The organism is Rhizobium mesoamericanum STM3625 (genome assembly GCF_000312665.1).
GTDB lineage: Bacteria > Pseudomonadota > Alphaproteobacteria > Rhizobiales > Rhizobiaceae > Rhizobium > Rhizobium mesoamericanum.
The window spans coordinates 2,335,769-2,356,253 of sequence record NZ_HF536772.1; the positions used below are offsets into that span (position 1 = coordinate 2,335,769).

At 60.3% G+C, this 20,485-nt stretch carries 21 protein-coding genes and 1 pseudogene; 13 read left to right on the top strand and 9 right to left on the bottom strand.

Going from position 1 to position 20,485, the window contains the following annotated elements; all coding sequences use genetic code 11:
- Positions 1-14: 14 nt before the first annotated feature.
- The 6 genes and pseudogenes from rnr to BN77_RS11460 form a co-directional block, all read right to left on the bottom strand.
- Positions 15-2,387 carry a ribonuclease R gene (rnr, locus tag BN77_RS11440; protein WP_040677056.1) on the bottom strand — a complete coding sequence of 791 codons (2,373 nt, stop codon included), beginning with the start codon at positions 2,385-2,387 and terminating at the stop codon, positions 15-17.
- The gene (gene topA / locus BN77_RS11445; protein WP_007531862.1) at positions 2,384-5,041 is read right to left on the bottom strand and encodes a type I DNA topoisomerase; all 2,658 of its coding nucleotides are present in this window, start codon (positions 5,039-5,041) and stop codon (positions 2,384-2,386) included. The genes rnr and topA overlap by 4 nt, the downstream gene beginning before the upstream one ends.
- Before the next feature lie 171 nt (positions 5,042-5,212).
- Positions 5,213-5,331, bottom strand: a pseudogene (locus tag BN77_RS35820) (DNA-processing protein DprA); the annotation flags it as partial.
- A gap of 60 nt (positions 5,332-5,391) precedes the next feature.
- On the bottom strand, positions 5,392-6,012 hold the full coding sequence (plsY, locus tag BN77_RS11450) for a glycerol-3-phosphate 1-O-acyltransferase PlsY (protein WP_007531864.1): 621 nt from the start codon (positions 6,010-6,012) through the stop codon (positions 5,392-5,394).
- 24 nt (positions 6,013-6,036) lie between these two features.
- Positions 6,037-7,326: a dihydroorotase gene (locus BN77_RS11455; RefSeq protein ID WP_007531866.1), complete on the bottom strand. Its 1,290-nt coding sequence runs from the start codon at positions 7,324-7,326 to the stop codon at positions 6,037-6,039.
- Entirely contained in the window at positions 7,323-8,279 is a 957-nt protein-coding gene (locus tag BN77_RS11460) for an aspartate carbamoyltransferase catalytic subunit (RefSeq protein WP_007531869.1), read from the bottom strand. The genes BN77_RS11455 and BN77_RS11460 overlap by 4 nt, the downstream gene beginning before the upstream one ends.
- Positions 8,280-8,460: 181 nt before the next feature.
- On the opposite strand from BN77_RS11460, the gene BN77_RS11465 reads away from it, so the two are divergent.
- From BN77_RS11465 to BN77_RS11485, 4 genes are all read left to right on the top strand, one after another.
- Positions 8,461-10,110, top strand: a complete 1,650-nt coding sequence (locus BN77_RS11465) for an acyl-CoA dehydrogenase family protein (RefSeq protein WP_007531874.1) — start codon at positions 8,461-8,463, stop codon at positions 10,108-10,110.
- The gene (locus BN77_RS11470) at positions 10,110-10,727 is read left to right on the top strand and encodes a GNAT family N-acetyltransferase (protein WP_007531876.1); all 618 of its coding nucleotides are present in this window, start codon (positions 10,110-10,112) and stop codon (positions 10,725-10,727) included. The genes BN77_RS11465 and BN77_RS11470 overlap by 1 nt, the downstream gene beginning before the upstream one ends.
- Before the next feature lie 142 nt (positions 10,728-10,869).
- The gene (locus tag BN77_RS11475; RefSeq protein ID WP_007531878.1) at positions 10,870-11,532 is read left to right on the top strand and encodes a TetR/AcrR family transcriptional regulator; all 663 of its coding nucleotides are present in this window, start codon (positions 10,870-10,872) and stop codon (positions 11,530-11,532) included.
- 294 nt (positions 11,533-11,826) lie between these two features.
- Positions 11,827-12,159 (top strand): DUF6105 family protein, encoded by a 333-nt coding sequence (locus BN77_RS11485; protein ID WP_007531882.1) that lies wholly within the window; start codon positions 11,827-11,829, stop codon positions 12,157-12,159.
- Here the strand turns inward: BN77_RS11485 and ruvX are convergent.
- Positions 12,096-12,590: a Holliday junction resolvase RuvX gene (gene ruvX, locus BN77_RS11490; RefSeq protein WP_007531884.1), complete on the bottom strand. Its 495-nt coding sequence runs from the start codon at positions 12,588-12,590 to the stop codon at positions 12,096-12,098. The genes BN77_RS11485 and ruvX overlap by 64 nt on opposite strands.
- Before the next feature lie 117 nt (positions 12,591-12,707).
- Here ruvX and BN77_RS11495 point away from each other — a divergent pair, with 117 nt between their 5' ends.
- The 4 genes from BN77_RS11495 (at position 12,708) to BN77_RS11510 (ending at position 15,965) form a co-directional block, all read left to right on the top strand.
- The gene (locus BN77_RS11495) at positions 12,708-13,412 is read left to right on the top strand and encodes a metal-dependent hydrolase (RefSeq protein WP_007531886.1); all 705 of its coding nucleotides are present in this window, start codon (positions 12,708-12,710) and stop codon (positions 13,410-13,412) included.
- Positions 13,413-13,537: 125 nt separating this feature from the next.
- The gene (gatC, locus tag BN77_RS11500; RefSeq protein ID WP_007531888.1) at positions 13,538-13,825 is read left to right on the top strand and encodes an Asp-tRNA(Asn)/Glu-tRNA(Gln) amidotransferase subunit GatC; all 288 of its coding nucleotides are present in this window, start codon (positions 13,538-13,540) and stop codon (positions 13,823-13,825) included.
- Between the two features lie 54 nt (positions 13,826-13,879).
- The gene (gatA, locus tag BN77_RS11505; protein ID WP_007531890.1) at positions 13,880-15,361 is read left to right on the top strand and encodes an Asp-tRNA(Asn)/Glu-tRNA(Gln) amidotransferase subunit GatA; all 1,482 of its coding nucleotides are present in this window, start codon (positions 13,880-13,882) and stop codon (positions 15,359-15,361) included.
- A gap of 328 nt (positions 15,362-15,689) precedes the next feature.
- Complete coding sequence (locus BN77_RS11510) at positions 15,690-15,965, top strand: hypothetical protein (RefSeq protein WP_007531892.1); 276 nt, start codon at positions 15,690-15,692, stop codon at positions 15,963-15,965.
- A 42-nt stretch (positions 15,966-16,007) separates the two neighbouring features.
- Here the strand turns inward: BN77_RS11510 and BN77_RS11515 are convergent, their stop codons facing one another.
- Complete coding sequence (locus BN77_RS11515; protein WP_007531893.1) at positions 16,008-16,265, bottom strand: YjhX family toxin; 258 nt, start codon at positions 16,263-16,265, stop codon at positions 16,008-16,010.
- A 294-nt stretch (positions 16,266-16,559) separates the two neighbouring features.
- On the opposite strand from BN77_RS11515, the gene BN77_RS11520 reads away from it, so the two are divergent.
- Complete coding sequence (locus BN77_RS11520; RefSeq protein WP_007531897.1) at positions 16,560-17,069, top strand: GNAT family N-acetyltransferase; 510 nt, start codon at positions 16,560-16,562, stop codon at positions 17,067-17,069.
- On the opposite strand, the gene BN77_RS11525 is transcribed toward BN77_RS11520, so the two are convergent.
- Positions 17,066-17,356, bottom strand: a complete 291-nt coding sequence (locus BN77_RS11525; protein ID WP_007531899.1) for a DUF1294 domain-containing protein — start codon at positions 17,354-17,356, stop codon at positions 17,066-17,068. The two genes, BN77_RS11520 and BN77_RS11525, sit on opposite strands and share 4 nt — an antisense overlap.
- A gap of 141 nt (positions 17,357-17,497) precedes the next feature.
- Here BN77_RS11525 and gatB point away from each other — a divergent pair, with 141 nt between their 5' ends.
- The 4 genes from gatB (at position 17,498) to BN77_RS11545 (ending at position 20,485) form a co-directional block, all read left to right on the top strand.
- Positions 17,498-19,000: an Asp-tRNA(Asn)/Glu-tRNA(Gln) amidotransferase subunit GatB gene (gene gatB / locus BN77_RS11530; RefSeq protein ID WP_007531901.1), complete on the top strand. Its 1,503-nt coding sequence runs from the start codon at positions 17,498-17,500 to the stop codon at positions 18,998-19,000.
- 4 nt (positions 19,001-19,004) lie between these two features.
- Positions 19,005-19,508, top strand: coding sequence for a GNAT family N-acetyltransferase (locus BN77_RS11535; RefSeq protein ID WP_007531902.1), 504 nt, complete (start codon positions 19,005-19,007; stop codon positions 19,506-19,508).
- Positions 19,509-19,521: 13 nt separating this feature from the next.
- Positions 19,522-19,983, top strand: coding sequence for a GNAT family N-acetyltransferase (locus BN77_RS11540; RefSeq protein ID WP_007531904.1), 462 nt, complete (start codon positions 19,522-19,524; stop codon positions 19,981-19,983).
- Between the two features lie 103 nt (positions 19,984-20,086).
- Positions 20,087-20,485, top strand: coding sequence for an NADH:ubiquinone oxidoreductase subunit NDUFA12 (locus tag BN77_RS11545; protein WP_007531906.1), 399 nt, complete (start codon positions 20,087-20,089; stop codon positions 20,483-20,485).

Below are 20,485 nucleotides of genomic sequence, written 5' to 3' on the forward strand. Positions count from 1 at the left end.
GCGTCCCTATACGCCTATCGCCGCCCTCTTGGCGGCCTTGTTCCGACCTGCTTGCGCGCGCGGCCTGCATCGCGACGGCGCCCCTTGTGGAACGAACGTACAGCGGTGGGCATCTTGCGCCCCTCGCTGATCATCTCGAAGCGTAGCGCACCGGCAAGCGGAATGGCTTCTGCGAGCTTGACCGTGACGCTGTCGCCGAGGCGATATCCGAGCCCGGTCTTTTCGCCAGACAGCGCCTGATGCGCCTCATCATAGATGAAGTAGTCCGTTCCGAGCGTAGATATAGGAACGAAGCCGTCCGCTCCATAGTCCGGGAGAGTGACAAATAGTCCCGATTTCGTCACGCCTGATACGCGTCCTTCGAATTCCTCGCCGACGCGGCCGGCAAGATGATGCGCAATCAGCCGGTCCACGGTTTCGCGCTCGGCGGCCATGGCGCGGCGCTCGAACGTCGAGATCTCGGCGGCAATATCGTCGAGTGCTGCTTCTTCATCGGGCGTGATTGCGCCTTCACCGAAGCCAAGCGAGCCAACCAGCGCCCGGTGCACGATGAGGTCCGCATAGCGGCGGATGGGCGAGGTGAAGTGCGCGTACTTCATCAGATTCAGGCCGAAATGCCCAATATTTTCGGGGCTATAGATTGCCTGGCTCTGCGAGCGCAGCACCATTTCGTTGACCATCGTTTGGTGCGGGGTGTCATCCGCCTTGGCGAGGATCATGTTGAAATTGTTGGCGCGCATGTTGCCGCCCTTGGCGAGCGAAATGCCAAGCGTCGCCAGGAACTCGCGCAGCACTTCCTGCTTTGCCAGTGTCGGCCCATCATGAATACGATAGATCAGGACCTGCCGCTTCTTCTCCAGCGTCTCGGCAGCCGAGACGTTGGCCTGGATCATCATTTCCTCGATCAGCTTGTGCGCATCGAGGCGCGGCGGCACGAAGACGCGATCCACGGTGCCGTCAGGCTTCAGCAGGATCTTACGCTCCGGCATGTCAAGCTCGAGCGGCTGCCTGCGCTCGCGGCCGCGGGTCATGATCCTGTAGGCATTCCAGAGCGGCTTCAGGATAGGCTCCAGAAGCGGGCCGGACTTGTCGTCGGCTTTGCCGTCGATCGCCGCCTGCGCCTGCTGATAGGAGAGCTTGGCCGCGCTCTTCATCATGATGCGATGGAAGGTGTGGCCGATTTTTCGTCCCTCCTTCGAAAATACCATGCGAACGGCAAGCGCGGGTCGATCGACGCCTTCTCTCAGCGAGCAGAGATCATTCGAGATCCGCTCCGGCAGCATTGGCACCACCCGGTCGGGGAAATAGACCGAGTTGCCGCGCCTCAAAGCTTCGCGATCGAGTGGCGAGTTTGGCCGCACGTAATAGGAAACGTCGGCGATGGCGACAGTAACGATCACCCCATCCGGATTGTCGGGCGAAGGATCCGCCTGCGCATAAACGGCGTCGTCATGGTCCTTCGCATCCGCCGGATCGATGGTAATTAGCGGCACATCACGCCAGTCCTCGCGATGCGACATCGTCGCCGACTTGGCATCGTCGGCTTCGGCGACAACGGCAGGCGGGAAAATGTAGGGAATACCGTGCGCATGGATTGCGATCATTGAGATCGCCTTCTCCGATGCAACGGAACCAATGATCGACAGCACCTTCGCGCGTGGCAGGCCGAAGCGGCCGAGACGGGCGACTTCGACTTCGACAAGATCGCCGTCCTTGGCTTCGCCCTTGTAGTCAGGGTCGATCACCATCTCCTCGCCACGCCGGTCGATCGGCAGCAGGCGGCCGGCTCCGCCTGGCGCATCCTTGAACACGCCGAGCAGTGCACCGCGGCGCTTGTCGAGGATCTTGATGATGCGCGCCGTGTAGGCTGGGCCGCCGCGATCGGCGGCCGGAAAGATCTTGGCCAGGATGCGATCACCCATCCCGGCAACCGGGGCCTTGCCCTTGCCGTTGCGCCCGGCCGGAGACGTCGATTGGCGAATGGCGACGGCAGGTGCAACCCCTTGATCGTCAGGCCACTCTGCCGGACGACCGATCAGTTCGCCATCCTTGTCGCGTGTCGTGATGTCGAGCACCGTGACCGGCGGCAGTGCGCCCGGCCGGATCAGTGACTTGCGTGTCTTCTGGAGCATTCCTTCCTGCTCCAGTTCGCGCAGAAGGTGCTTCAACTCGACGCGGTTTTCTCCCTTGAGCCCAAAGGCCTTCGCGAGCTCTCGCTTCGACGCCTTCTGCGGATGATCGGCGATAAAACGCAAAATCACTTCGCGGGAGGGCAGAGACCCGTGGGCGATATTCAACGGGTCGGCCGCGGGTTGCTGGCTGGCGCGTCCGATCTTGCCGGGACGCTTGCCCATGCCCTTCGTTCTTTCCCGCGGGATTTTGCTCACTCTTTGCTCTTTTTCGTCTTTGCCGGTGCCTTGGCCTTCGCCGTCTTCGGCTTGGCGGCGGTCTTGGTCGTCTTGGTTTCAGCCGCGGCGGCCTTCGCCTTCGGCTTTGCCTTGCTCTTTGATGCTGGTGCCTTGCCCGCCTTCGTGGCAATCAGCACCAGCGCTTCTTCGACAGTCAGAGCCTGCGGATCGGAACCCTTCGGCAGGGTCGCATTGACCTTGCCCCAGTTCACATAGGGACCGTACTTGCCGTCGCGAACAGTAATCGCGCCGCCGTCTGGATGCTCGCCGAGCTCCTTCAGCGCCGCCGCAGCCGTTCGCCCACGTCCGCCAGGCGCCTTGTTCGCCTTCTCAGCGATCACTGTCACAGCTCGGTTGAGACCGATCGAGAAGACGTCTTCGACGCTTTCAAGGTTGGCGTATCCACCATCATGCAGAAGGAACGGCCCGTAGCGACCGATGCCGGAAGAAATCATCTTGCCGGTCTCCGGGTGCTTGCCGATATCGCGCGGCAGCGAAATCAGCGCCATCGCCTTTTCATAGTCGATGTCCTCAGGCTTCCAGCCCTTCGGCAGGGAAGAACGCTTGGCTTCCTTGCCGTCTCCACGTTGGATGTAGGGGCCGAAGCGTCCCGAACGCAGCGTCAATTCTTCGCCGGTCACCGGGTCGACACCCAGATTCTTCGGCTCGTTCAACGCAACACCTTCGGCTTCCGATCCACCTTCGGAAGAAAGCTGGCGGGTATAGTTGCATTCCGGATAGTTTGAGCAGCCGACGAAGGCGCCGTATTTTCCGAGCTTCAGAGAAAGATTGCCGGTGCCGCAGACCTGGCAAATACGCGGATCGCCGCCGTCTTCGCGCTTCGGGAAAACGAGTGGCGCCAGTGCCTCATTGAGCGAATCGAGGACGTTGGTAACGCGAAGTTCCTTCGTGTCCTCGATCTGGGAGAAGAAGTCTTTCCAGAAATCGCGCAGCACCTGCTTCCAGTTCAGCTCTCCGGCCGAGATCCGGTCAAGCTTCTCCTCAAGATCAGCGGTGAAATCATATTCGACGTACTTGGTGAAGAAGCTTTCGAGGAAGGCCGTCACCAGCCGGCCCTTGGCCTGGGGGATGAGCTTGCGCTTGTCGATGGTGACGTATTCGCGATCGCGCAGCGTCGCGAGTGTCGCAGCGTAAGTCGACGGACGCCCGATGCCCAGCTCTTCCATCTTCTTGATCAGCGAAGCCTCCGAATAGCGCGGCGGCGGCTCGGTAAAGTGCTGCGTCGAATTGATCTTCTGCTTTGCGAGGTTTTCGCGCGCGTTGATCTCGGGCAGGCGACCATCCTCGTCACCATCATCGCTCTGTTCGCCGTCCTCCTTCTGGTCGGTATAGGCGGCGATGAAACCGTCGAAACGGATCACCGAACCGACAGCGCGCAGACCGGCTTTTTCGCCTTTGTTGTCGGCAGTGATTTCAGCTGTCGTGCGTTCTATCTCAGCCGAGGCCATCTGGCTCGCAATGCCGCGCTTCCAGATAAGGTCGTAAAGCCTTAGCTGGTCGGCATCGAGGAACTGCCGGACCAGGTCGGGCGAGCGGTTGAAATCGGTCGGGCGGATCGCCTCGTGCGCTTCCTGTGCGTTCTTGGCCTTGGTCGAATAGAAACGAGCCTTCTCCGGCATGTAGCGCTGGCCGAACTGATCAACGATGGCCTTGCGTGCCGCATCGATGGCTTCCGGCGCCATCTGAACGCCGTCCGTACGCATATAGGTGATCAGACCGACCGTCTCGCCACCGATGTCGACGCCCTCGTAGAGCTTCTGGGCGATCTGCATGGTGCGCGACGCCGAAAAGCCTAGCTTCGAGGAGGCGGCCTGCTGCAGCGTAGAAGTCGTGAAGGGTGGTCCCGGGTTGCGCTTGACCGGCTTTGCCTCGACCGTGTCAACGACGTATGTCGCGCCTTCCAGAAGCGCTTTGAGCGTGCCAGCCTCTTCGCCATTTGCGATCGAGCGAGGCTGCAACCGCTTGCCGTTCGCTGCAACCAGCTTTGCTTCGAACTCGTCGCCCCGCGGTGTTTTCAGGAGAGCGGAAAGGTTCCAGTATTCCTCGGAGATGAAGCGCTCGATCTCGGATTCACGATCACAAACGAGCCGTAGCGCCACCGACTGAACGCGGCCGGCAGAACGCGCGCCAGGAAGCTTGCGCCAGAGAACCGGCGACAGGTTGAAGCCGACGAGATAGTCGAGTGCTCGGCGCGCCAGATAGGCATCAACCAGCGGCACATCGATATCGCGCGGATCGGCCATGGCATCGAGCACGGCCTTCTTCGTGATTGCGTTGAAAACGACCCGCTTCACTGTCTTGCCGTTCAGGACGCGCTTTTTGTTCAGCATGTCGAGGACGTGCCAGGAAATCGCTTCACCCTCGCGATCCGGGTCGGTCGCGAGGAACAGGCCGTCGGACGACTTCACCGCGTCGGCAATATCCTTCAGCCGCTTGGCCGACGCGCCGTCGACCTCCCACAGCATTTCGAAATCCTGATCCGGAAGAACTGAGCCGTCCTTGGCAGGTAGATCGCGGACGTGGCCGAAGGAGGCGAGCACCTTGTATCCGGAGCCCAGATACTTGTTGATCGTCTTTGCCTTGGCAGGCGATTCTACCACTACAACATTCATCATGATTCTCTAAAAAACGTGCCAGGCCGGCGGATAAACAGATGGAATCCCAGCCGCGCCAAGATAACCGGTCCCTCGACATGGACAGGGAAATCGCTTCGGTCAAGTGGTTTGACTTCATTTTTACGCGATGCAACGCGATACAACGAGTGAGAGATAGTATAGTCGCGCCCCATGAGCGGAAAGTTCGGAGAGGGCGGCAAGCGCCCTCTTGGCGGGTTCCAAGTGACTGATGAGGTCGCGAAAGTTCGCCGGCCCGACATTGTCGGAACGAAGAGACAGAGCCACATGATTATGTGTTGGTGTTCCGTCAGCGCAATTCCCTTGGCCTTGCGCTGCGAGCGTCCATCTTATCCCTTCGCCCCGATCTTGCTTTCCGTCCCGCTGATCAGGCGGGAGATGTTGGCCTTGTGCTTCCAATAGGAGATGACGGTCATGATTGCCATGATCGCTGCAACCTTCTCGGCGTCCAGTATCCACAATGCAATCGGAATGACAAGCATTGCAACCAGTGCCGAAAGCGACGAGTAGCGGGTCGTGAAAGCGACAGCCAACCAGACCGCGGCGAAAGCCAGAACCATGATCGGCGCAACGCCGAGCAGCGTTCCGATATAGGTGGCAACACCCTTGCCGCCCTTGAAACCGATCCAGACCGGGAAGAGGTGACCGACAAAGGCAAAGAAGCCTGCAATCAGCGCCGCTTCGTTGCCCAGGAAGTAGCCGACGATCCAGACTGCGGCGGATGCCTTCAGTGCATCGAGCAGAAGCGTTGCGGCCGCGAGCTTCTTGTTGCCGGTTCTGAGTACGTTGGTCGCGCCGATATTGCCGGATCCGATGCTGCGCACGTCGCCAAGCCCGGCCGCCTTTGTCAGGATCAGGCCGAAAGGGATGGAGCCAAGCAGGTAGCCGATGGCAGCTGCCGCCAGTGCGATCGGCAGCGTGATCTGCCAGGTCATGAGATCCGAGACCATGTTCCCTCCGGTGGTCTTTATTCTTTATATCGTGTGCACGCACTGTCCTGCGACGTAGGTCGCAACAGCCCGTCCGCTGAAGCGCGCGTCTTCGAACGGCGTGTTCTTCGAGCGGGAAAGAAGCATGTCCTTCGAAACAAGCCAAGGGTCATCGAGATCGATCAGCGTGATATCTGCCTTGGCGCCCGGGTTCAGCGTGCCGGCCTCGAGGCCGAAGATCTGCGCCGGCCGCGTTGACATGGCATCGATCAGCCGCATCAGGCTGACCTGACCGCTATGATAAAGGCGCAGCCCCGCAGCTAGCATCGTTTCAAGGCCGACGGCGCCGTCCGCTGCCTCGCCGAAAGGCAGGCGCTTCGTGTCGACATCCTGCGGATCGTGCGAGGAGACGATAATATCGATCGCGCCGCGCGCCAGCGCATCCACCATCGCCACACGGTCGTCCTCGGAACGCAGCGGTGGGTAGAGCTTGAAGAAGGTGCGATATTCGCCGATGTCGTTTTCGTTGAGCGAGAGATTGTTGATCGAGATGCCGCAGGTCACCGTGGCCCCACGGGTCCTGGCAAGCTCGATCGCCTCGACTGATTCCGGCACGGAGATCATCGCAGCGTGATAGTGGCCGCGCGTCAGCTTGGCGATACGCAGGTCACGTTCGAGCGGGATGAGCTCTGCTTCCTTCGGGATGCCGCCGAGGCCGAGCCAGCTGGCGAACAGTCCCTCATGCATGACTCCGGTGGCGCCAAGATACTTGTCGCGGGTCTCGCAGGAGATCACCGCGCCGAATTCCCGCGCATAGGTCATCACCCGGCGCAGGACCTGCGTGTCATGGACGCTCGAGCGGCCATCGGTGAACGCGACGGCGCCGGCCTCCATCAGCAGGCCGATCTCGGTCATTTCCTCGCCGGCAAGATGCTTGGTGATCGCCGCTGCCGGATAGACGTTGATGAGCGCCTTGTCCTTCGCCGTCTTCTTGACGAACTCGACCAGTGCGATGTCGTCGATGACAGGATCGGTGTCGGGCATCATGATGATCGAGGTGACGCCGCCGGCTGCAGCCGCACGGCTTGCCGACGCGATCGTCTCGCGATGTTCCGCGCCGGGTTCACCGATATGGACGCGTGCGTCCACGAGGCCTGGTGTGGCGACGAGGCCGGTGCAATCGCGTACGTGGGCGCCAGTTGGCGTTGCCTGGCTCTGCGCGTCCGCGCCAGCCGCGACGATCAAACCATCCTTGACAATGATCGTGCCGACTTCGTCGAGATTGCGCGAGGGGTCGACGATGCGAACGTTCTTGAGGACGATCGAGTTCTTCATGCGCCGGCTCCTTCGGTTCGGGGACCCTGGTTCTGCGAGACCAGCAGCGTCTCCATCACGGCCATACGCACGGCAACTCCCATTTCCACCTGTTGCGCAATCACACTCTGCGGGCCGTCGGCGACCTCGGAGGAGATCTCGACGCCCCGGTTCATTGGGCCGGGATGCATGACAAGGGCATCTTCCTTTGCCGCCTTGAGGGTCTCCGCGTCGAGACCATAGAAATGATAGTATTCGCGCACCGACGGCACGAAGGCGCCGGACATGCGCTCGCGCTGCAGGCGCAGCATCATCACCACGTCAGCGTCTTTCAGGCCCTCCTTCATGGAATGAAAGACCTCGACGCCCATCTCGGCGATACCGGCAGGCAGCAGCGTTGCGGGCGCCACGACACGCACGCGCGCGCCCATCGCGTTCAGCAGCAGGATGTTCGAGCGCGCCACGCGCGAATGCAGAACGTCGCCGCAGATCGCGACGATGATCCGCGACAGCTTGCCCTTGGCGCGGCGGATTGTCAGAGCGTCGAGCAGCGCTTGGGTCGGATGCTCGTGCTGGCCGTCGCCGGCGTTGACCACCGAGCAGGATACCTTCTGTGCAAGCAGGGCAGCGGCACCGGCACTGGAATGGCGGATAACGAGCACATCGGGCCGCATCGCGTTCAGCGTCATTGCCGTGTCAATCAGCGTCTCGCCCTTCTTCACCGAAGAGTTACCGACCGACATGTTCATCACGTCGGCGCCGAGGCGCTTTCCGGCGAGCTCGAAGGAAGATTGCGTGCGCGTTGAGGCTTCGAAAAACAGGTTGATTTGCGTGAGGCCTCGCAGCGTCGATGTCTTCTTCTCTCTCTGACGGCTGATCTTGACGGCCTCGTCCGCCTTGTCGAGGAGAAAGGTGATATCCTGCTCTGTGAGCCCTTTGATACCGATGAGGTGGCGGTGGGGAAAGAAGACCATGAACCTGCCTCTTGCTGTCGTCTGCGGGGTCTATAAAGAGTGAGCCTGGCGGCGGCAAGCTTGCGCTGTGGGCAAAGAACCGTCTCCCCCTGCAATTTTACCCGAATTCAACTATTGCAGAGGATAGGGAAATTATAACTTCCGGTTTCCCTTTGCCTGCCTCTTGCACTAGAAGCGATTCATGACGCCCGCCGAAGAGAAACTTGCCGAACTCAACCAGCCGAGCCTGTGGTCCGGCATCAATGCCTACAGGTCCGATCCGCTGATCGTCGACCTGACGGGAACGCTGCCGCGCGGGATCCGCGACGATCTCGACAATATGGGCCGTTACGTGACATCGCCAGAGGCCCAGGAGCTGGCGCGCATGGCGAATCAGGGCACGCCGCAGCTGCGCACGCATGGTCCGCGCGGCGAGCGGCTCGATGTCGTCGAGTTCCATCCTGCCTGGCACGCACTGATGCGCCGTTCGATGTCATCGGGGCTCCATTCGTCGGTATGGGATCCGCAGTCGGATACGGAGGCGAAAAATCAGGCCCACAAGGTCAGGGCGGCCCGCTTCTACCTCACGGCGCAACTCGAATGCGGCCACCTTTGCCCGCTGACGATGACGAGTGCCTCCGTGGCAGCGCTGTCTGCTTCGCCTGGCGTGCAGAAGGACTGGGCGCCGAAAATCCTGTCGCGCAAATATGATTCCACCAACAAGCCCGCCATGCAGAAATCCTCCGTGACGATCGGCATGGGCATGACCGAGAAGCAGGGCGGCACCGACGTTCGCGCCAACAAGACGACGGCCGAAAAGGTCAGCGAAGGCATCTACCGCCTGTCCGGTCACAAGTGGTTCATGTCGGCGCCGATGAGCGATGCCTTTGTGATGCTGGCACAAACGAAGGATGGGATGGGTTGCTTCCTCGTTCCACGTCTTCTCGAAGACGGTTCGGCAAATGGCCTGCACTTCCAGCGTCTGAAGGACAAGGTCGGCAACCGCTCCAACGCCTCGTCTGAAGTCGAATTCAGCGATACCTTCGGCTTCCTGCTCGGCACGCCGGATGGCGGTATCCGAACCATTCTAGACATGGTGACATTGACGCGCCTGGACTGCGCGCTCGCCTCCTCGGGCATCATGCGTGCCTCGCTCGCTGAGGCCGTACATCATACCCGCGGACGCAGCGTTTTCGGCAAGATGCTGGTGAGCCAGCCGATCATGACGCGGGTTTTGGCGGATATGGCGCTCGATGTGGCGGCCGCCACGGCGCTGTCCTTCCGCCTTGCCGATGCGTTCGACCGGGCGCGGGGCAGTGCCGAAGAGGCGGCCTACGCCCGCGTCATGACGCCGGTTGCAAAATACTGGTGCTGCAAGATCGCGCCGTCACTGATCTACGAGGCAATGGAGTGCATCGGCGGCAGTGGTTACATCGAGGAGCGTCCGATCGCCCGCCATTACCGGGAAGCGCCGGTCAACGCGATCTGGGAAGGCTCGGGCAACGTCATGGCGCTGGATGTACTGCGCATCCTTGACCGCGGCAAGGATCTCTTCGAGACGGTTTTTGCCGGGCTCGCGCGTGATCTCGGGCCTGCGGGCAAGAAGACCATCGACGTGCTGCGCGCCGCCATGGCGCTTTGCGAGCGGGACGAGGGCGCTGCGCGTCTCTTGGTCGAACAACTGGCACTGGCCGCCGGCGCTGCCGAACTCTATCGTCTGGGAGCGGGGCGGATCGCCGACGCCTTCATCGAGACCCGTCTGGCAGGCGGCTGGCGCTCCACCTATGGCATGCTGGATTCGCGCTTCGACGCCAGCTACATCGTCGATCTGCTCTATCCGCCAGCAAGCTGATGACTGTACTGCGCCCCGTCCGAGCCGATGATCTCGAACAGATCTATCGAATCTCGCTGGTGACGGGCCATGCAGGCCGCGATGCGTCCGGGCTGCATCGCGACGGCAAGCTGATCGGGCATGTCTACTCAGCGCCTTACGTCTCGCTCAGTCCCGAAACGGCTTTCGTGGCAGAAGATACGCAAGGCGTTGCCGGCTACATTGTCGGTGCTTTCGACACGGTCGGATTCGAGCAGCGCCTCGAACGCGAGTGGTGGCCCTCGCTTCGCAAGATCTATACCGACCCGCAGGGCGATCCTTCCAGTTGGAACGCGGATGAGGCGTATGCCGCGTCAATCCATCACCCGCCCCACGTGCCTGCTGCGATCGTCGACGTCTTTCCCGCCCATATTCACATGAACCTTCTGCCGCGCCGTCAGGGGCAGGGGGTAGGCACCATGCTTCTTGAGAGATGGTTGAAGAATGCCCGAGAGGCTGGCGTAAGTGCTGTCCACCTCGGCGCCAGCGCTAACAACCATGATGCGCTGCGCTTCTGGGGGGCGCGTGGGTTTGTCCGCCTCGAACCTCCTTTGGTGGATGCGTCCGATCCGACTGCGTGGTTTGGGCAGAAGCTCTAGTTACCATCGTGTCGCCGAACGGTGACGTCAGTTGCTGACGGCGTCTTTGGCATGCTGTCCACAATCTTTCAAAGGCTTGTCCGTTGCCGGTGGTGGGTGAGGTTGCTACTCACCACAAAGTGACAATTCGGACCGAATCCCAATGCTCAATGATCCCATGGTGCTGGCGCCTGTTACCGAGGCAATCCGTGTCGAGCCGGAAAAGCGTATCCGAGACCGGAGCGCGACCGAGAAGGCCATCCTGAAGGCAGCCAAGTCGCTGCTAGCGGAGGAGGGGTTCCAGAATTTCGGGATCAATGCGGTTGCCCGCCGCGCAGGATGCGACAAACAGCTGATCTATCGCTACTATGGCGGCTTGAACGGTCTGGTGGAGGCGATCGGTGCCGATCTTGGTAATTGGGTTAGGGACCGCATTCCCGAGGACACCGGCGGCATGTTCCTCCTGACCTACGGCGATCTGATGGAGCGGCTATCGCTGCTTTTCCTGGAAGCGTTGCGGGATGATCCGCTTGTTCGTCGCATTGTTGCCTGGGAGGTCTCCGAAAGCACCGAGCAGGTCCGTCGACTGTCCGAGGCGCGGTCGAAGGCCTTGGCAAACTGGCTCGACCGCATGCGCGGATCGCTGACGCCGCCGAAGGGAGTCGACGTCGTGGCCGTCAATGCGATTTTGATCGCAGCCATCCAGCATCTCGTCCTTTCCGCATCCGCCGGCGGCCAGTGCGCCGGACTGGCCCTCAAAACGTCGAAGGATTGGGAGAAGGCGGCGACCGCTCTCAAACGCATCGTTCGCGGCGTCTACGGCTGAAGCAGAGAGGATCTTTCCACAGGTGCGAGGGCCCCGCGTTAACCTTAACAAATGGTTTACGTTGCGCCTTTCCGGTTAAGAAGTCAGGTTGCAGGGCAGTCCAAAATGTCGGGTGTCTGGAACCATGGGAACCAAAATCGCGAGAGCCGCGTTTCTTGTTGCCGCGATAATGTTTTTCGCTGTGCTTGCGCTGGATATCGCTGTGCCGGCGCTGGTTCTGGGTTCGATGGCTATGTCGATATGGCTGGTTTCTGACGAGGGACTATCCGTTCGAAAAGAACGAGAGACGACCGCATGAAGTGGTTTCTGATCTTCTGGGCCGGTCCCATTGTGTTTTTGGCGGGATGGTACTGGCTTTCCTATTACGACATGAACTTCGGCATCTTTATGCTGAGCAGGCAGGTTCATGACCTGACGTTCCAGATCTATGGAAAGGTCCTTGGCATTCCGCCGGAAACTATTCCGCCGCTGGTCGCCCGCGCAATCGCCATCGACAGCCTCGTCGTCTTTGCAATCATCGGGTTCCGCCGACGCAAGGCAATCGCCGCCTGGTGGCGTGCGCGTCAGGCGTCCAAGTCGTCCGATGCTGCTCTGCCGAGCAAGGACAGCCTGTCCAGCGCTCCTTGAAGAATGAAGCTTGCCGCGGCCGAGTCGATCCGCTCGGCACGCTGCCTGCGCGACACATCCATTTCCAAGAGCGCGCGCTCGGCGGCAACCGTCGACAGTCGTTCGTCCCAGTAGACGAAGGGCAAATCGGTCTTCTGCTCCATATTGCGCACGAAGGCGCGTGTTGCCTGGACACGGGGTCCAGCCGATCCGTCCATATTCATCGGCAGACCGATAACGAAGGCTGCGACCTTTTCCCTTGCGGCGAACTCCAGCAGTGTGACCGCATCGATCGCGAATTTCTCACGCCTGATGACCGGCCGTGGTGTCGAAAAGCGCCGTCCGAGATCAGACATCGAAAGACCGATTGTCTTCGTGCCGAGATCGAGACCGGCGATCGCCTGTCCCGGCTGTAGCACCGTCGCAAGTTCCTCGATCGTCAGCACCGTCATCGTCGTTTCATCCCGTCAAAAGAAATTGAAGTAATGCCGCTTTTCTTTGTAGCGGCATCCGATATGTCCATAACCAGCAAAGCAGGCTTTTGCATCCAGTAATAAAGGGAGAATTTCATGAAGATCACTTGGCTTGGTCACTCCGCTTTCCGCATCGAGATCGGAAAGGCGAAAATCCTGCTGGATCCATTCTTGTCGCACAATCCGTCCTTTGCCGGCCAGACAGCGAAGGATGTGGCGAGCGGCATCACACATATCCTTCTGACACATGGTCACGGCGATCATGTCGGTGATACCGTCGCACTCGCCAAGGAGACCGGCGCGGTCGTTCTCGCCAACGCCGATCTTGCAGCCTGGCTTGGCTCCAAGGGCCTGAAGAAGATCGAACCGGGCAACACCGGCGGTACGATTTCGTTCAACGGTTTCTCGGCGACCTTCACCAATGCGCTGCATTCCTCCGCGCAGATCACCGAGGACGGCGTTTCGCACGCCCTCGGCAATGCCAACGGCCTGATGCTGCACTTCGACGAGGAAGCTTCTATCCTGGCAATGGGCGACACCGACCTCTTTTCGGACATGGCGCTGATCGACGAACTGCATCAGCCGGATATCGGCTTCGTGCCGGTCGGTGACCGCTTCACGATGGGCGGCGCGGTGGCAGCCCTCGCCTGCCAGCGCTACTTCAACTTCAAGACCGCCATTCCCTGCCACTATGGCACCTTCCCGATCATCGACCAGACGCCCGAGAAGTTCGTCTCCGGCATGGAGGGATCGAAGACGGCAGTGAAGGCGCCGAAGCCGGGCGAAAGCATTTCTCTCTGATCGAGGTCCTGCCGAAATCACGTCGATTTCGGCGGCGGAATTCTACGTGATCCAAAGGCATGCCCGTTGCGCATAGCGGGCATGGCCTTTATAGCGGGTAGGAAAAATCCTATCCGGAGAATACCATGTCCGTCGACTTTGCCACCGTTAAGCGCGTAGCGCGCCTTGCCCGTATTGCCGTCTCCGAAGAAGAAGCAAATCGCATGGTGGGTGAGCTCAATGGCATCTTAGGCTTCGTCGAGCAGCTGTCCGAGGTCGACGTCGAGGGCGTCGAGGCAATGACATCGGTCACGCCGGTGGAGATGAAAAAGCGCACGGACGACGTGACCGACGGCAACAAGGCCGCCGACATCGTATCGAATGCGCCCGTCACCGATCAGAATTTCTTCCTGGTACCCAAAGTCGTCGAATAAGGCTTTCGCCGCTTTCCGACCTCCGTTGCCGTTCCACATTTGAAGCGAATTACCATGAGCGAACTCACCAGCCTGACCATTGCCGAAGCCCGCACGAAGCTGCGCGCCAAGGAAATCAAAGCGACCGAACTGACCGAAGCCTATATTTCGGCGATCGAAGCGGCCAACGATAAGCTCAACGCCTATATCAAGGTCACGCCCGAGAAGGCGTTGCAGATGGCAGAAGCCTCCGACGCACGGCTCGCTGGCGGCAAGGGCGGCGAGCTCGAAGGTATTCCGCTCGGCATCAAGGACCTGTTTGCCACCGAGGGCATTCACACCCAGGCCTGCAGCCACATTCTCGATGGTTTCAAGCCGCACTACGAGTCGACCGTGACGCAGAACCTGTGGGACGATGGCGCCGTCATGCTCGGCAAGCTCAACATGGACGAGTTCGCCATGGGCTCTTCCAACGAGACGTCTTACTACGGCGCGGTGATCAATCCCTGGCGTTCGGCTGGCTCCAACCAGCAACTGGTACCCGGCGGCTCCTCGGGCGGCTCTGCAGCTGCCGTTGCAGCCCACCTTTGCGCCGGCGCAACGGCAACCGACACGGGCGGCTCGATCCGCCAGCCTGCCGCCTTCACCGGCACGGTCGGCATCAAGCCGACCTATGGCCGCTGCTCGCGCTGGGGGACAGTCGCCTTCGCATCCTCGCTCGATCAGGCAGGCCCGATTGCGCGGGACGTGCGCGATGCCGCGATCCTGTTGAAGTCGATGGCGTCGGTCGATCCCAAGGACACGACCTCGGTCGACCTGCCGGTTCCGGATTATGAGGCAGCACTCGGGCAGTCGCTGAAGGGCATGAAGATCGGCATTCCGAACGAGTACCGCGTCGATGGAATGCCGGAGGAGATCGAAACGCTCTGGCAGCAGGGAATTGCCTGGCTGCGGGACGCCGGCGCCGAGATCGTCAACATCTCGCTGCCCCACACAAAGTACGCCCTGCCGGCCTACTACATCGTCGCTCCGGCGGAAGCCTCGTCGAACCTCGCGCGCTATGACGGCGTCCGCTATGGCCTGCGCGTCGATGGCAAGGACATCATCGACATGTACGAAAAGACGCGTGCTGCCGGCTTCGGCAAAGAAGTCAAGCGCCGCATCATGATCGGCACCTACGTTCTTTCCGCCGGCTACTATGATGCGTACTACATCAAGGCCCAGAAGGTCCGCACGCTGATCAAGCGTGACTTCGAACTGGCTTTCAACGCAGGTGTCGATGCGATCCTGACGCCCGCGACGCCGTCGTCGGCCTTCGGCGTCGCCGACGAGAACCTCGCCTCCGATCCGGTCAAGATGTATCTGAACGACATCTTCACGGTCACGGTCAACATGGCCGGTTTGCCGGGCATCGCAGTTCCGGCTGGACTCGACCATAAGGGCCTCCCGCTCGGCCTGCAGCTGATCGGCAAGCCCTTCGACGAAGAGACGCTGTTCAAGACGGCGCACGTAATCGAACGGGCCGCAGGCAAGTTCACGCCTGCCAAGTGGTGGTAAGCGAGCTTAAAATCCGGGAAATGACCGTCGCCGACCATAACATGGTCGGCGAAGTCGGTTTTGCCGCCGGGAAAATCGAGCGACGCCAAAGAGGTTGGCTTCCACCAGGCACATGTCATTTAACGTGCCCGCAAACATTCTTCCATTATCCCGCTGCGGGCGAAAGGGCGATGTCGCCGTTGTTGAAATCGAAGGCAGGATCGTCGAGCGAGCGGGCTTCTTAATTGCCTGGCGTGATGAGAAGATCGATGCGCAACTCCATATTCCGCTCGAAAAGGTGCACTTTTAGGAGCGTCTCGGCTAAGGCCGCAATCTCGGGAGGAGGCTTATGTCCAAACAGCAGCTGGTGGATATGATCGAAGCGTTCGACCGCTTGGCGGCGGCGGATTTCACGATGGGTGCGCAATGGCGGGCCGTTCACGAGATCTGCCAGGCGCATGAAGGAGAAGCGCCTTTCGACTGGGGGCACGCGCTCTGCCACCGTATCGAAGGCGACGAGTGGAATGCGGACTACTGGTACCGGCGAGCGGGCAAGCGCCGCGAGAACCGGCCGGTGGCCGAGGAGTGGTCTGCGATGAGAGCCGAGCTTTCCACCCACCGTTAGGAAGAGCCGCGCGCCGAATCGACGCGCAGCCAAATTCGAAAGCTATCTATTATCCTGTTCCGCTCTCACCAGAACCAATCCCCGTTCTGTGATGCGATAGGGCCCGCCCCCCGAGGACTTGATGGCCCGCTTCTGCTTCAGCTTGCGAAACAGCTCGAGGCCGAAGCCGGGATAAACCCAGCCATCGCGTGTAAAGCACTTCACCGCCTCGATCTTTCGGTTTTCGTCGCGTTCGATTTCAATGCGGCCACCCTGGGCCAATAGGTGGAGGATGCGCTGCTCCGTGCGTGAAATATCCATGGAATGTTGATCCGGTGGTAACGCCCGAGGGGCGTACAAAAACGATCTGGCGTCCGATCGGACGTCAGGGCTTCGTTCTTTTCGGGCCCGTGCGCGCAAGTAAAAACCTGCGGGCAGGGGCCACTACCGGGTCTGAGAAGACAGGTTCAACATTTGGTCGTCATAACGGCTGCTCGAGATCCCGTCAAGTTTTTGCAACCGATGGAGGATTGTGCGACTGGCAACGCGCAAAACGCGAGGCTTTGAAAATGCGGTGATTCGGTGTTTTACTTCAGTGGAAACGTGGAGGTACCGGTGATCCATATTCGCAATGCCCGCGAAGACGAAGCCGAACTCCTGAGCGAGATCGGTGTAAGGGCTTGGCAGAAGGCGATGGCGTCCCTCGGCGAGGGGGATGCCATGGTCGATGCCGCGCGAAGCGCGTTCTTCAATTTCGTCGCAGGTAGCTGGATCACCGCCACCGTCATCGAGTGGAACGGACATCCGGCAGGATGGGCCGCGCGTGAGACCCTCGACGAGAAGATTTCAGATTTCTGGATCGATCCTGCCTTTACTGGTCATGGTCTCGGCACGGCGCTCCTACAAAATATCGAAAAAGACATCGCCGTACAGGGGCTCGATACGGCGATGATGCAGACACACTCCGGGAACTCTGAAGCAATCAGCTTCTTCCAGAAGCGGGGATACGCAATTCATTGGCTGTCGATCGCCTACAATCCGAAGCTCGATCGTGATGTGCCGTCCGTCGGTCTGTCAAAGTCTCTGGAAACCGCGGAGCACGGCACATCAGGTTTTGCCTATTAGGCTAGTACGACGTAACCGACCGATAGGAGCAGAGCGGCCGCGACGTGAAAGACAATGATGGCCTTCAGGATCGAGCGGAAAGGCTCCTTCTGTGTCTTGTGACGTAGCAGTTTCTGCGCGCAAACGGCGCCTAGACTGCCGCCGATGAGTGCCAGCGTCAGAAGCGTCCTCTCCCTGATCCGCCTCCGACGCTTGTGGGCGGCTTGCTTGTCCAGAAAATAGGCTGCGAACGCGAGGGCGTTGAGTGCCATAAAAAGCGCAATGATCATCAGAAAATGGGTTGCCATGTTCGGGGCAGGCTATTGTGGATGCGTTAACACGCGCCAAACCGGCCGGGTTGCCGCGACGCATAGCCGAAAGCCTTGCACCGGCAAGCCATTTCCGTTACCTCACCAGTTGAAAAGAACAGCCTCAAAAAGAGCATCCCAATGACCATTGTCGACGTTCGCACGCCTGATCCGAAACGCTTCATTCCCGGCGCCACTGGCGATTGGGAAGTCATCATCGGCATGGAAGTCCATGCGCAGGTGCTGTCCAATTCGAAGCTGTTTTCGGGCGCCGCGACGGAATTCGGCAAGCCGCAGAATTCCAACGTGTCGCTCGTCGATGCGGCCATGCCCGGCATGCTGCCTGTCATCAACGAGGAATGCGTGAGGCAGGCCGTCCGTACGGGTCTTGGTCTGAAGGCGCAAATCAACAAGCGTTCGGTCTTCGACCGCAAAAACTATTTCTATCCGGACCTGCCGCAGGGCTATCAGATCTCGCAGTACAAGGATCCGATCGTCGGCGAGGGCACGATCATCATCTCGCTTGGCCCGGATCGCCAGGGCCAGTTCGAGGACATCGAGATCGGCATCGAGCGCCTGCATCTGGAACAGGACGCCGGCAAGTTGGTGCATGACCAGCACGCCACCATGTCCTATGTCGATCTGAACCGCTCGGGCGTCGCACTGATGGAGATCGTCTCCAAGCCTGACATGCGCTCGTCGGAGGAAGCCAAGGCCTACATGACGAAGCTGCGCTCGATCGTGCGCTACCTCGGCACCTGCGACGGCAACATGGACGAGGGCTCGATGCGCGCCGACGTCAACGTCTCCGTGCGCCGCCCGGGCGAAGAATTCGGCACGCGTTGCGAAATCAAGAACGTCAACTCCATCCGCTTCATTGGCCAGGCGATCGAATACGAAGCCAGGCGTCAGATCGGCATTTTGGAGGACGGCGGCTCGATCGAGCAGGAGACCCGTCTCTTCGACCCGAACAAGGGTGAGACGCGTTCGATGCGTTCGAAGGAAGATGCGCACGACTACCGCTACTTCCCGGATCCGGATCTTTTGCCGCTCGAGTTCGACGATGCCTTCGTCAAGGGGCTCGAAGCCGACCTTCCGGAACTGCCCGACGACAAGAAGGAGCGCTTTGTGCGCGAACTCCGCCTCTCGGTCTACGACGCTTCCGTTCTGGTCTCGGAAAAGGCGATCGCCGACTATTTCGAAGCCGTGGCTGATGGCCGCGACGGCAAGACAGCCGCCAACTGGGTGATCAACGATCTGCTTGGTGCCCTGAACCGCACCGGCAAGAGCATCGAGGAAACCTCTGTTTCGCCGGCTCAGCTTGGCACGATCATTGACCTCATCAAGGCGGAGACTATTTCTGGAAAGATCGCGAAGGACCTGTTCGAGATCGTGCTCAACGAGGGCGGCGATCCAGCCGAGATCGTCGAAGTCAGGGGCATGAAGCAGGTGACCGACACCGGCGCGATCGAACGGGCGGTCGACGAGATCATCGCTGCCAACCCGGATCAGGTTGCAAAGGTTCAGGCCAAGCCGACGCTTGCAGGCTGGTTCGTTGGTCAGGTCATGAAGGCTACCGGCGGCAAGGCCAATCCGCAGGCGGTCCAGGCTCTCGTGAAGGCGAAACTCGGCATCGAGGAGTAAGACTGTGTATTTCGTGCGCACCGCCAGCGAGAGTGATCTCAGCAAGATGCGCACCTTGCTGGATGAGGGTTTTCGCGCGACCTATGCTGGCATCTATGGCGAAGCGAAGGTGAAGGAGCTCGTTGCGCATCTGTTTTCGCCGGCGGCGCTGCAGGCGCGGCTGGCGAAGAAGAATGCCGAGTTCCTCGTTGCCGACAACGGCAAGGATATCGGCGGCGTTGGCTATGCCGCCATGTCGGATGAAATGACGAAGACTGTCATGCTCCATCTGCTCTATGTCCGACCGCCGCTGCATCGCCAGGGCATCGGGCGCGAGATTTTTGCCGAGCTGGAAACCTGCTTTCCCGACGCCGAAATTATGCGCCTGGAGGTCGAGCCACGGAACACGACGGCAATCGCCTTCTATCATGCCCATGGCTTCGAGGATGTCGGCCGCAACGAAAATGACGGGCCGGGACAATCCGGCATCCCGACGCTCATCCTCGAAAAAACTCTCGAACTGCGCTAGCGCCCGTGAGATCATGACCCCCATCATCATTCGCGAGGCGCGTAGCGCCGACGTGGCCGCACTCGTCGCCATCTTCGCTGCCGATGAACTCGGCGGGCACGGCGATACGACGGCTCCCGAGGCCCTTGGCGACTATCTCAGGGCTTTCGAGCGGGTCGCTTCGTCAAGCGATCAGGCGCTCTACGTCGCCGAGCGCGAGGAACAGGTTGTCGGCACGTTCCAGACGATGATCGTGACGTCGCTTGTCGGTCGTGGCTCGTCGTCGATGATTATCGAAGCGGTGCAGACGCGCGCCGACATGCGTGGGCAGGGTATCGGCGCGCAGATGATCCAGTTCGCCATCGCGCAGGCAAAACGTCGCGGCCTGCGGCTTGTCCAATTAACCTCGAACGCCAGCCGCAAGGACGCACACCGCTTCTACGAGCGGCTCGGCTTCAAGCAATCGCATCTCGGTTTCAAGATGGCGCTGAAATGAGCCGGTGTTGCGCCGGAATCACTGGACAACGCGGATCGCTGGCGGCATAAGCGAGGGATCAAATTCTGGTCCCGCTTGCCTCCGGCTAGCTCAAGGAAAAGACATGAAGAATCTCCTCGTGCAAATCTTCACCTGGTGGAACGGTCAGACGATCGGTACGCGTTTCGCGACCTGGCGTTTTGGCAAGCGCGTCGGTGAAGACGAGTTTGGCAACGTTTATTACGAAGGCGGCATGTCGTCCTACGGCCTTCCGAAACGTTGGGTAATCTATAAGGGCTATGCCGAAGCCTCGGCCATTCCGCCGGGCTGGCATGGGTGGATGCATCACCGCACGAATGTTCCGCCAAGCCAGGAAAACTACGTTGCCAAGGAATGGCAGAAGCCGCATCGCGCAAACCCGACGGGTTCGCCGCAGGCTTATCGTCCGCCTGGTTCGCTGGTCGTTCCTGGCGAACGTCCAAGGGTGACTGGCGACTACGATGCCTGGACACCCGGCAACTGA

Coding starts and splice junctions, on each gene's coding strand:
- gatB (WP_007531901.1), top strand. CDS start 17,498: ATGACCATTGTCGACGTTCGCACGCCTGATCCGAAACGCTTCATTCCC.
- BN77_RS11485 (WP_007531882.1), top strand. CDS start 11,827: ATGAAGTGGTTTCTGATCTTCTGGGCCGGTCCCATTGTGTTTTTGGCG.
- BN77_RS11460 (WP_007531869.1), bottom strand. CDS start 8,279: ATGGTCTTCTTTCCCCACCGCCACCTCATCGGTATCAAAGGGCTCACA.
- BN77_RS11525 (WP_007531899.1), bottom strand. CDS start 17,356: ATGGCAACCCATTTTCTGATGATCATTGCGCTTTTTATGGCACTCAAC.
- topA (WP_007531862.1), bottom strand. CDS start 5,041: ATGAATGTTGTAGTGGTAGAATCGCCTGCCAAGGCAAAGACGATCAAC.
- BN77_RS11455 (WP_007531866.1), bottom strand. CDS start 7,326: ATGAAGAACTCGATCGTCCTCAAGAACGTTCGCATCGTCGACCCCTCG.
- plsY (WP_007531864.1), bottom strand. CDS start 6,012: ATGGTCTCGGATCTCATGACCTGGCAGATCACGCTGCCGATCGCACTG.
- BN77_RS11465 (WP_007531874.1), top strand. CDS start 8,461: ATGACGCCCGCCGAAGAGAAACTTGCCGAACTCAACCAGCCGAGCCTG.
- BN77_RS11475 (WP_007531878.1), top strand. CDS start 10,870: ATGCTCAATGATCCCATGGTGCTGGCGCCTGTTACCGAGGCAATCCGT.
- gatC (WP_007531888.1), top strand. CDS start 13,538: ATGTCCGTCGACTTTGCCACCGTTAAGCGCGTAGCGCGCCTTGCCCGT.
- ruvX (WP_007531884.1), bottom strand. CDS start 12,590: ATGACGGTGCTGACGATCGAGGAACTTGCGACGGTGCTACAGCCGGGA.
- BN77_RS11515 (WP_007531893.1), bottom strand. CDS start 16,265: ATGGATATTTCACGCACGGAGCAGCGCATCCTCCACCTATTGGCCCAG.
- BN77_RS11510 (WP_007531892.1), top strand. CDS start 15,690: ATGTCCAAACAGCAGCTGGTGGATATGATCGAAGCGTTCGACCGCTTG.
- BN77_RS11470 (WP_007531876.1), top strand. CDS start 10,110: ATGACTGTACTGCGCCCCGTCCGAGCCGATGATCTCGAACAGATCTAT.
- BN77_RS11495 (WP_007531886.1), top strand. CDS start 12,708: ATGAAGATCACTTGGCTTGGTCACTCCGCTTTCCGCATCGAGATCGGA.
- BN77_RS11545 (WP_007531906.1), top strand. CDS start 20,087: ATGAAGAATCTCCTCGTGCAAATCTTCACCTGGTGGAACGGTCAGACG.
- gatA (WP_007531890.1), top strand. CDS start 13,880: ATGAGCGAACTCACCAGCCTGACCATTGCCGAAGCCCGCACGAAGCTG.
- BN77_RS11540 (WP_007531904.1), top strand. CDS start 19,522: ATGACCCCCATCATCATTCGCGAGGCGCGTAGCGCCGACGTGGCCGCA.